This is a genomic window from Micromonospora sp. NPDC023644 (genome assembly GCF_040640115.1).
Taxonomy (GTDB): domain Bacteria; phylum Actinomycetota; class Actinomycetes; order Mycobacteriales; family Micromonosporaceae; genus Micromonospora.
Map to the genome: position 1 here is coordinate 34,564 of NZ_JBFABA010000047.1, position 10,575 is coordinate 45,138.

At 74.1% G+C, this 10,575-nt stretch carries 7 protein-coding genes; 5 read left to right on the forward strand and 2 right to left on the reverse strand.

Annotated features, from left to right (window positions below; genetic code table 11):
* Nucleotides 1-33: 33 nt before the first annotated feature.
* Nucleotides 34-1,197: an ROK family protein gene (locus AB0G08_RS24715; protein WP_358091915.1), complete on the reverse strand. Its 1,164-nt coding sequence runs from the start codon at nt 1,195-1,197 to the stop codon at nt 34-36.
* A gap of 416 nt (nt 1,198-1,613) precedes the next feature.
* Here AB0G08_RS24715 and AB0G08_RS24720 point away from each other — a divergent pair, with 416 nt between their 5' ends.
* A complete protein-coding gene (locus tag AB0G08_RS24720; protein ID WP_358091917.1) occupies nt 1,614-4,307 on the forward strand; it encodes a sugar-binding protein in 2,694 nt (897 codons plus the stop codon).
* Nucleotides 4,308-4,408: 101 nt separating this feature from the next.
* Here the strand turns inward: AB0G08_RS24720 and AB0G08_RS24725 are convergent, their stop codons facing one another.
* On the reverse strand, nt 4,409-5,170 hold the full coding sequence (locus AB0G08_RS24725) for a sulfite exporter TauE/SafE family protein (protein ID WP_358091919.1): 762 nt from the start codon (nt 5,168-5,170) through the stop codon (nt 4,409-4,411).
* A gap of 238 nt (nt 5,171-5,408) precedes the next feature.
* On the opposite strand from AB0G08_RS24725, the gene AB0G08_RS24730 reads away from it, so the two are divergent.
* The 4 genes from AB0G08_RS24730 to AB0G08_RS24745 all read left to right on the forward strand — a co-directional run.
* On the forward strand, nt 5,409-5,780 hold the full coding sequence (locus tag AB0G08_RS24730) for an SCP2 sterol-binding domain-containing protein (protein ID WP_358091921.1): 372 nt from the start codon (nt 5,409-5,411) through the stop codon (nt 5,778-5,780).
* Nucleotides 5,773-7,857: a glycogen debranching N-terminal domain-containing protein gene (locus AB0G08_RS24735; RefSeq protein ID WP_358091923.1), complete on the forward strand. Its 2,085-nt coding sequence runs from the start codon at nt 5,773-5,775 to the stop codon at nt 7,855-7,857. The genes AB0G08_RS24730 and AB0G08_RS24735 overlap by 8 nt, the downstream gene beginning before the upstream one ends.
* Nucleotides 7,858-7,868: 11 nt before the next feature.
* On the forward strand, nt 7,869-8,471 hold the full coding sequence (locus AB0G08_RS24740) for a cysteine hydrolase (protein ID WP_358091925.1): 603 nt from the start codon (nt 7,869-7,871) through the stop codon (nt 8,469-8,471).
* A 161-nt stretch (nt 8,472-8,632) separates the two neighbouring features.
* Nucleotides 8,633-10,575 (forward strand): amino acid adenylation domain-containing protein (locus AB0G08_RS24745; RefSeq protein ID WP_358091927.1); only part of this gene is annotated, 1,943 nt, incomplete at its 3' end.

Consider the following 10,575-nt stretch of genomic DNA (forward strand, 5'->3'; position numbering starts at 1 on the left):
TGTGGGGGGAACTGCGGTGTGCGTGGTGTGTGGTCAGGGAGTCGGCAGCAGGGTGGGCATTCCGGCGGCGGCCGCGGAGAGGGCGTAGCTGACCGCCCCGTGCAGCACCGCCCGGTCGCCGAGCACCGCCCGGCGCACCTCGGTGGTGCTCGGCGCGGCGGCGGCGACCAGCGCCTGGAGCCGGTCGACGGCGGCGTCGTCGAGGTGGGCGGCCGCGCCGCTGAGCAGCACCCGCCCGGGATCGACGACGCAGACGCAGGAGACGATCAGCCGCGACCAGGCCGCGAGCACGTCGTCGAGGTAGGCGGCGGCCCGGTCGTCGATGGCGGCCAGCGCCACCAGGTCGGCCACGGGCGAGTCCGGCCGCCGCCCGGGGGCCAGCGCCACCATCCGCTCGGCGATGGCGTTCTCCGACCAGCGGGCCTCGAACGGGCCGATCCCGTCGTGGCCGCGGTCGGTCGGGTCCAGCGGCAGGAAGCCGACCTCGCCGGCGGCCCCGCCGGCGCCCCGGCGGACCTGCCCGTCGAGCACCAGACCGGCGCCGATGCCGTCGGCCACGTGCAGCAGCAGCAGGTCGGCGACGTCGCTGCCCGCGCCGACGGCGTGCTCGCCGGCCGCCATCAGGTTCACGTCGTTGTCCACCACCACGGGCACCCCGAGCCGCCGCTGCACCGACTCCCCCACCGGCCGGCCCTCGACGAGGCCGACCGAGGGAGCCAGGCGGACGGCGCCGCCGGTGGAGACGCCGGGCGCGGCGATGGCGACCCCGCGCAGCGCCGGCAGCCCGTCGCCGGCGAGCTCGGGCACCGAGCGGCAGATGGTGTCGACGATGTCGCCGGCGAGCCGGACCGCGCGGTGGGCGATGACGGCGCCGTCACTGTCGGCGATCTCGCAGCTGATCCGCGACGGCTCCAGGGAGACCGCGGCGACCAGTTCGGCCCGGGGGTTGAACTCCAGCATCGCCCGTGGCCGGCCGGTGCGGGAGGTCCCGGGGCCGCGCTCGATGAGGTACCCCTCGGCGATCAGCTCGCGCACGAGCGGGGTGAGCGTGGCGGGGCTCAGCCCGGTGAGCTCGGTCAGCTCAGCGCGGGAGAGCACCCGCACCTGGCGGGCGGTGGAGATCACGGACAACCGCTTGATCTCCTTCGACCGCTCCCGGCTCACGGGGCTCGTTGGTGGCGTCACCACGTCTGTCACACTTCCTTCCTACGGCGAACGAACTATCGAGTCAAGTAACGAAACCGTCTCGTTACCTTGCAGACCCCTCCGTGAGCAGCAGAAACGCCCTTCCTGCGCGCCCTCGCGGAGCTTGCGGACGGGTGAGTTCACCGCCGGCAACACCACGCCTGGCGGGGAGTTAGTTTCTTTCGCAAATGAAGAAAGACCTTGCAAAGCATTGACGGGCCGCCGCGCCGGTCCCTAGCGTCACCGGGCGAAGGCCTTCCAGTGTGTACGGATCTCCGTACCGCTGCGCACCCCGGTGACGCCGGTGCTCCCTCGTGCCCGGCGCCCCCGCCCGTCCCCTCACCGTCCGACCGCGACCCCACGTCGACGCCCGCGCGTCCGACGTCGCCGGCCGCTGCGCGGACATCGCGTCACGCGAAAGGATCTGCATGCGTCTCAAGGCGTTCCTGCTACCCACGGCGCTCGCCCTGGCCCTGTCCGGGACACCGGCCGTGGCCCTCGCCGCCCCCACCGACGCCCGGCCGACCGACGCCGTCGACCTGGACGTCCTCTTCGTCAGCGCCCACCCCGACGACGAGGCCGGCAGCCTCGCCACCCTCGGCCAGTGGAAGGAGAAGCACGGCGCCAAGGCCGGCGTCGTCACCATCACCCGTGGCGAGGGCGGCGGCAACGCCGTCGGCCTGGAGGAGGGCCCGCCGCTGGGCATCATCCGGGAGCGCGAGGAGCGCACCGCGATCGGCCGCGCCGGGGTGGAGAACCTGTACAACCTCGACCGCGTCGACTTCTGGTACACCGCGTCCGCGCCCCTGTCCGAGCAGATCTGGGGGCACGACGACACCCTCGCCCAGATCGTCCGGGTGATCCGGCAGACCCGGCCCGAGATCGTCATGACGATGAACCCGTCGCCCACGCCCGGCAACCACGGCAACCACCAGCAGGCCGCCCGGTTCGCCGCCGAGGCGTTCCACGCCGCCGCCGACCCCAAGGCCTTCCCGGAGCAGCTCACCAAGGAGGGACTCACGCCGTTCCGGGCGGCGAAGTTCCTGCGTACCGGCGGCACCGGCAGCTCGTCGACCGGGCCGCAGTGCGCCACCGGCTTCGTGTCGGCCGTCCCGACCGACCAGGTGTTCGGCGTCTGGGAGGGCGCCCGCAGCGCCGGCGGCAAGACCTGGGCCGAGGTCGAGGTCGACGCCCGCCGGGACTACGTCACCCAGGGCTGGGCCAACACCGCCGCCGCCCCCACCGACCCCGCGAAGATCCGCTGCGACTTCTACACCCTGGTCGACAGCCGCGTCCCGTACGACCCGGCGGACACCTCCCCCGAGGCGATCCTGCGCGGCTCGGTGCTGCCCCCGGCGGCCGGCGGGCTGCCCCGCGGCACCGAGCTCTACCTGACCGCCGACCGGTTCGACCTCGCCCCCGGGCAGAGCGTCGAGGTCACCGCGCACGTGCGGGCGCCGGGCAACCGGGCGCTCACCGCGCCCCGGGTCTCCCTGCGGCTGCCGCAGGGCTGGACCGCCGTCGGTTCCGGCGAGCTGCGCGGCGCCGTACCGGCCGGCAAGGAGCGGACCGTCACCTTCACCGTGACCGTCCCCGCCGGCGCCGACACCAACGCCCAGCACCTCGTCGGCGCGTCCCTGACCACCGGCCAGGGCGCCGGCCGCACGGACCGCGCGGTCCGGGTGGTCGCCGACGTGCGCGGCACCCTGGAGCCGCTGCCCGAGGTGGGGCTGTTCCGCACCTGGGCCGGCGACAGCGGCTACCCGCAGCTGGACACCCTGATCAAGCCGGTGCTGACCATCGGCTCCGGCAAGAGCCGGACGGTCCGGGTCGACCTGCGCAACCACGGCGAGACCGCCCAGAGCGGCACGGTCGCCCTCGGCCTGCCGGCCGGCTTCGCCGCCGACGCGGCGACGAAGAGCTACGCCGACCTGGCCCCGGGCGCGACCGGGGCGGTCACCTTCACGGTCACCAGCGATGCCAGCCTGCCGACCGCCAACGAGGGCGGCGACGGCGGCGACTACGGCATCACCATCACCACCACCAGCGCCGCCGGCAGCACCGTGGAGACCGGCGCCCTGGAGATCGTGCCGACCAGCGAGGTGCCGCACGCCGGGCACGACCACGCCGTCGACGGGGTGGCCTCCCCCGGCGAGTACCCCGGCGAGGAGCTGGACCTGTCCCGCATCTGGGAGGGGCAGGCCACCACGCCGCAGGACGCCTCGGCCACCGGCCGGATCGCCTTCACCGAGGACGCGCTCGTCGTGTTCGTGCAGGTCACCGACGACGTGCTCGGCAAGAAGGTGGTGCCGCAGGACTGCAAGCGGCAGCGGCGCACCGACAGCGTGGAGATCATCGTCGACCCGAAGGGGAACTCGACGGACACCTCCACCGTGTTCAAGGCGGGCATCTTCCCGGTCACCGACGACCCCGCCAACGGCGACCCGCCGTGCTGGCAGCGCGACGCCGACAACCGGCAGGGACCGGGCGCCACGACCGCCCCGGGGATGACCGTGGTCAGCAAGGTGACCGCGCCGTACACCGGCTACACGATCGAGGCGCGCATCCCGTTCGCGGTGCTGCCCGACGCGATCGACCCGGCCCGGATGGGCTTCAACGTGCTGGTCTACGACTCGGACACCCAGGACCTCAGCTCCCAGTCCCGGCTGGGCTGGTCCACCTTCACCGGCGTCCGGGCCGACCCGTACCGGTACGGCCTGGTCACCCTGCCCGGCCTGACCCCGGCGGCGCGGCAGCCCAGCGCCCCGGTGTTCCCGGACACCGCCGCCCGCAGCGTGCACAGCCCGCAGACCATCGCGCAGTCGGCGGTGGACGGGGTGGCCCCGGCCGCCGTCGCCCGGCTGCCCGAGGGGGCGCTGCGGCTGACCGGCCAGCGGCAGGTCACCGGCGGCGTGCAGGTGACCGTCCGGGCCGACCGCGCCGGCACGGTGTACCTGTACGCCGCCGACGGCGACCGGTCGCTCGGTGAGCGCTCGGTGCAGGTGCGCTCCGGCCACCCGGTGACCGTCCTGGTGCCGGTCGCCGGTGGCACGCCCACCTCCGTCCTGGCCGCCTTCGAGGCCGACGGTGCCGCGCTCGCCCGCCAGGTCCCGCTGACCTGACCGGCACGGCACGGGCCCCTGTCATCCGACCGGATGGCGGGGGCCCGTCCCGTTGCCGGGGCCGATCCTCCCAGGCGCTCGCCGTGGCGGCGGCGCGCCGTCTACAGGACGTTGCGCCCCAGCAGCAACAGCCCGAAGGCCACCCCGAACGCGACGACCACCGCCCTGAGCAGGCCGACGGGGAGCCTGCGGAGCAGCCGTGCCCCGACATAGCCGCCGACGACGGTCGCCGGGGCCAGGATCGCCACGCCCGCCCAGTTGACGGTCCCGAAGAGAACGAAGAGCACCACCGCCGTGAACGAGATAACGGCCGACAGCAGGTTCTTCAGGGCGACCGTCCGGGTGAGCGGTTCGCGCTGCAGGAGAGCCAGGCCGGCGACCAGGACGATGCCGAAGCCGGCGCCGATGTAGCCGCCGTAGACGCCGCCCAGGGCGACGGACGCCTGCAGGGCCGCCGGGTGTTTCCGCCCGTGCCGCAGGACGGAGCGCCGGACCAGCCCGTCCAGTCGGTCCCGCAGACCGAGGACCGCCGACGCGGCGAGCACCAGGAACGGCACGATCGCGTCGAAGACGTGGCTGGGCGTCACCAGCAGCAGCACCGACCCGACGACGCCGCCGACGACCGCCGCGGGCAGGATGCGCCGGATCTCCCTGCGGGGCGGCAGGTCCCGGTATCCTCCCGCGACGCTCGCCACGTTGCCGGGGAAGACGGCGACGGTGCTGGTCAGCTTGGCGTTGAGCGGCGGTATCCCGGCAGCGATCAGCGCCGAGAAGGCGATCAGGGAACCGCCGCCCGCGACCGCGTTGAAGGCGCCCGTGGCGACACCGGCGGCGACGAGCAGCGTTGCCTGGATGGGATCCATCGAGTCTCAGGCTAGTGGCGATGCCGGGTGGCCGGGCGGTGTCCGCCGGGCCGCCCGGGACCGCACGGCGGGGGCCGGTCCGGCCCCGGCCGGCAGCGGGTGCGGCCCGGCCACAGCGGGTGCGGCCACGGCCGCCGGCGGCGGCGGCCCCGGCGGGCGGCGGCGGCGAAGTTCACCTCTTCCGGGTGAGGCGACCGCGGCCATTCGGGGGAATGGTGGCCGGTGAGGAGGGGTCGCGATGGCGGATGCCACCCAGGATTTCTTCCACGGCCTCGCGCGCCGTGGGCACGACCGCCGGCTGAGGGCGATCGACGAGGGCAGCGTGCGCTTCGACATCAGCCGCGAAGGCCGGACCGACCACTGGCTGGTCTCCATCGACAAGGGCGACATCAGGGTCACCGAGGAGGCGACCGGCGGGGACGCGGTCGTCCAGGCGGACCGGGCGGTGTTCGACCGGATCGCCAGCGGGGAGGCGTACTTCCTGACCACCGTGCTGCGCGGCGAGGCGTCCGTGGCGGGCAGCCCCCGGCTCTTCGCGACGGTCCGGAGGCTGTTCCCGCCGCCGCCCTCGTCCGGGGGGCCGCGACGCCGGGGAGGCGGCCATGACTGACGACCAGGTGGGCATCCTGGACGGCACGACCTTCATGGTCTGTGACCGGGCCGGCGACATCCTGCCGTCACCCGACACCCCGCTCGGCCTGTTCGCCCACGACACGCGCCTGCTGTCGAAGTGGGTGCTGACGATCGACGGGGAGCGGTTGAGCACCCTCGCCATCGACGACATCCACTACTTCGAGAACCGGTTCTACCTGGTCCCCGGCCACCAGGACGTCTACGTCAACAGCACGATCTCGGTGCGTCGGGTGCACACGCTCAACGCCGGCCTGCACGAGGAACTGAGCATCATCAACCACGACGGCCGACCGGTCGACCTGACCATCAGGGTCGAGGTGGACGCCGACTTCGCGGACGTCTTCGAGGTCAAGGACGCGACGGCGCGCAAGAAGGGCCGGCACTACCGGCGGGTCGAGGACGGACGCCTCGTCCTCGGCTACGAGCGGGAGCGGTTCAGGCGGGAGACGATCGTCTCCGCGACGACGCCGGCCGAGCTGGACGAGGACGGGCTGACGCTCACGGTCCACCTCGAACCGCACAGCACGTGGCGGACCAGGCTGACCGCCGAGCCGGACCTGCCGATGCCGAGAGGGCTGGAGCGGCTCGCGATCCCGGGGCGGGTCAGCGGCACCCGGGACAAGGAGCGCCGGCTCAGGAACTGGCTGGCGGAGGCGCCCCGGCTGGAGACCGGGTGGGAGCCCCTGCGCGGCGCGTACCGGCGCAGCCTCATCGACCTGGCCGCGCTGCGGTTCAGCCCCTTCCTCGCCGAGGACAGGAGCGTGCCGGCCGCCGGCCTGCCCTGGTTCATGAGCCTGTTCGGCCGCGACAGCATCCTCACCAGCCTCCAGGCGCTGCCGTTCGCGCCCGACCTCGCCGCCACCACGCTCAAGGTGCTGGCGTTCCGGCAGGGCAGCCGGGTCGACGACTTCCGGGAGGAGGAGCCGGGCCGGATCCTGCACGAGATGCGGTACGGGGAGATGAGCGTGTTCGAGGACACGCCGCACACCCCCTACTTCGGCAGCGCCGACGCCACTCCCCTGTTCCTGGTGCTGCTCGACGAGTACGAGCGCTGGACCGGCGACGTGGGGCTCGTCCGCTCGGTCGAGCAGGAGGCGCGGGCGGCGATCGACTGGATCGACGACTACGCCGACCTGACGGGCAGCGGCTACATCTCCTACGAGCGGCGCAACACCCGCAACGGCCTGGAGAACCAGTGTTGGAAGGACTCCTGGGACGGCATCTCGTACCAGGACGGGCGGCTGCCCGGCTTCCCCCGGGCGACCTGCGAGCTGCAGGGGTACGCCTACGACGCGAAGATGCGCACGGCCCGGCTGGCCCGGACAATCTGGCACGACCCGGAGTACGCGGACCGGCTGGAGCGGGAGGCCGCCGAGCTCAAGCGGCGCTTCAACCGCGACTTCTGGGTCGCCGACGGGGAGTACATGGCCCTCGCGCTCGACGGGGACGGCCGCCAGGTGGACGCCCTGTCGTCCAACATCGGCCACCTGCTGTGGAGCGGCATCGTCGACGAGTCGAAGGCGCCCGCCCTGGTGCGGCACCTGATGTCGCCCGCGCTGTTCAGCGGCTGGGGGGTGCGCACGCTGGCCGAGGGCGCGGGCCGCTACAACCCGATCGGGTACCATGTGGGGACGATCTGGCCGTTCGACAACTCGTTCATCGCCTGGGGGCTGCGCCGTTACGGGTACGCCGACGAGGCGGCCCGGATCGCCGCCGGGATCCTGGACGCGGCGGTCTTCTACGACGGCCGGCTGCCCGAGGCGTTCGCCGGCTACAGCCGGGCCGAGACCAAGTACCCGGTCAACTATCCCACCGCGTGCAGCCCGCAGGCGTGGTCCGCCGGCGCCACCCTGCTGCTGTTGCGCACGATGCTCGGACTCAACCCGGTCGGCGAGGATCTCGTGATCAGGCCCGCTCTGCCCGCTAGTCTCGACTTCGTGGCGCTGCTCGACATTCCCGGGCGGTGGGGGCGCCTCGACGCGTACGGCCGAGGGCCGGCCGGCGCGGGCGGGCGCGGCCACCAGCCGGCGCCGCAGCAACTCTCCGCCCCGTGACGGGAGGGACGATGCGAGAACTCGACCCGGTGCGCACCGCCGTCATCGGCGTCCACTGGCAGCACGACATCGTCAGCCCCGACGGGGTGTTCGGCCCGTTCTTCGCCGAGCAGGTCTCCCGACACCGCGTCGCCTCGTACGCGGCGCAGGTCGCCACGGCGGTGCGCGCCAGTGGCGGCCTCGTCGTCTACACGCGGGTCGCCCACCGGCCCGGCTACCCGGACCTCATCCCCAACACGCCCAGCTTCGCCATGGTCCGGGAGCGGCAGGCCCTCCTCGAAGGCGCGCCGAAGTCCCGGATCATCGACGAGCTCGCGCCCGAGGGCGGCGACGTCGTCATCACCCACGTCCGGCTCACCGGCTTCTTCGGCAGCGAGCTCGACACGGTGCTGCGGGGCAGGGGCGTGGACACCGTCCTGTTCACCGGCGTGGCCACCAACCTCTCCGTCACCGGCACCCTGTTCGAGGCGGTCAACCACGGCTACCGACCGGTGGTCGTCTCCGACGCCTGCACCGCCGCGACCGACGAGACGCACCGGGCGAGCCTGGAGACGCTGGGTCAGCTCGGCGAGGTGATGACCGCCGCCGAGGTCGTCGACCGCCTGTCGAGGTGAGCCGGGGGCCGTCGACCCGTCGCCCGGCGACGGCCCCGAACGGCCGCTCCGGGGCCCGCCCGGCGGCAGGCCGGAGAGCCCCAAACAACGGCCCGGGCGGCCCCTAGCCCGGCCCGTTTCCATTGACGGCGGCCTGCCGCGCTGGCAGCATCCGGCGCATCATGATCAAGGAAAGCGGTTGGTCAGCGTACCCCGTCCCGGCCCGGCCGTCCGTCGAGGTCGAGCCACGCCACGCGGACCTCGTCCATGAGGCGATCGCCCGGCATCCCGGCGACGCCCTGGCGCTGGGCACGGACGACGCCCGGGTCACCTACGGGGAGCTGCGCGCCCGCAGCAACCGGCTCGCCCGGCACCTGCGGGCCACCGGGGTACGCCGGGGCGACCTGGTCGCCGTCCTGCTGCCCCGCGGCGTCGACGGGATCGTCAGCGTGCTGGCGGCGCTCACCGCCGGCGCGGCGTACCTGCCCATCGACGCCGGCTACCCCGCCGAGCGGGTCCGGCACATGCTCGCCGACTCCCGGGCGCGGGTGCTCGTCACCGTACGGTCGCTGGTCCGGGCCGACCTGGTGGCGCCCGGCACGCCGGTCGTCCTGCTCGACGAGGACCAGGCGACGCTCGCCGCGTACCCCGACAGCCCGCCCGCCGTGTCGATCGGCCCGGGCGACCTCGCCTACGTGATCTACACCTCCGGCTCCACCGGCCTCCCGAAGGGGGTCATGGTGGAGCACGGCTCGCTGCGCGGGCTGGCCCGGTGGCGGGCCGACGCGGAGCGTCTCGGGCCCGACGACCGCTGCCTGCACCTGTTCTCCCCCGGCTTCGACGCGTCGGTGTGGGACATCTGGGCGCCGCTGCTGGCCGGCGCCAGCCTCTGGCTGCCCGACGACGAGACCCGGGTCGATCCCGACCGGCTGGTGGACTGGCTCGCCGCGCACGCGGTCACCTCGGCGACCATGCCCACCCCGCTCGCCGAGGCCGTGCTGGCCCGGCCGGCGCCGCCCGACTGGGCGCTGCGCATCCTGGGCGCGGGCGGCCAGCAGTTGCTGGCCCGCCCTCGCCCCGAACACACGTTCACCACCGTCAACCTGTACGGACCCACCGAGGCCACGGTGCTGGCCATGAGCGGGGAGGTGGCGGTCGAGGGCGACGGCCCGCCCGCGCTCGGGCATCCGGCCGCGGGCGCCGCCATCCGGCTGCTCACCGACGACCTGCGTCCGGTGCCCACCGGCAGCCTCGGCGAGGTGTTCATCGGCGGGCCGGGCGTGGCCCGCGGGTACCACGACCGTCCCGCCCTGACCGCCGAGCGTTTCCCGCCCGACCCGTACGGGCCGCCCGGCAGCCGCCTCTACCGCACCGGCGACCTGGCGCGTCAGCTTCCGGACGGCACCTACCACTTCGCCGGCCGGGTCGACGACCAGGTGAAGCTGCACGGTCACCGGATCGAGCTGGGCGAGATCGAGAGCGTGCTGCTGCGTCATCCGGGCGTGCGGGCCGCCGCGGTCGGTCTGCACCAGGGCACGGCCGGCCCCCGGCTCGTCGGATACGTCGTGCCCGAGGTCGGCCCGGACGACGCGACGCTGGCCGCGCACGCCGCCCGGTACCTGCCGGCGACCATGGTGCCCGCCGTGTGGGTCCGGCTCGCCGAGCTGCCGCTCACCCCGCACGGCAAGCTGGACCGGGCCGCGCTGCCCGCACCGGCCGAGCAGGTCGGCGAGCCGCCCCGCGACGACTTGGAACGGCAGGTGGCGCAGGTCTGGGCGGAGGTGCTCGGCCAGCCACCGGGCCGGAACGACAACTTCTTCTCCCTGGGCGGGCACTCGCTGCGGGCCACGATGGTCGCCGTCCGGCTGCGCGACCGGTTCGCGCTGCCGGTGTCGGCGGCGATCGTGTTCGAGGCGCAGACCGTGGCCGCGATGGCCGACCGGCTACGGGCCGAGCTGGCGTCGCCGGCGGACCGGGAGGAGGGCGTCCCAAGCGGACCCGACCCGGCCGTCGCGCCGGGCGGCGACCCTTCGTCGCCGGGTCGGGTGTTGTCGTTCGCGCAACAACGCCTGTGGTTCCTGCACACCCTCGACCCGAAATCCACCGCCTACAACACCCAGACCGC

Excerpts from the sequence above, each read along its gene's own strand:
- AB0G08_RS24720 (WP_358091917.1), top strand. The coding sequence starts at position 1,614 with ATGCGTCTCAAGGCGTTCCTGCTACCCACGGCGCTCGCCCTGGCCCTG.
- AB0G08_RS24725 (WP_358091919.1), bottom strand. The coding sequence starts at position 5,170 with ATGGATCCCATCCAGGCAACGCTGCTCGTCGCCGCCGGTGTCGCCACG.
- AB0G08_RS24730 (WP_358091921.1), top strand. The coding sequence starts at position 5,409 with ATGGCGGATGCCACCCAGGATTTCTTCCACGGCCTCGCGCGCCGTGGG.
- AB0G08_RS24735 (WP_358091923.1), top strand. The coding sequence starts at position 5,773 with ATGACTGACGACCAGGTGGGCATCCTGGACGGCACGACCTTCATGGTC.
- AB0G08_RS24740 (WP_358091925.1), top strand. The coding sequence starts at position 7,869 with ATGCGAGAACTCGACCCGGTGCGCACCGCCGTCATCGGCGTCCACTGG.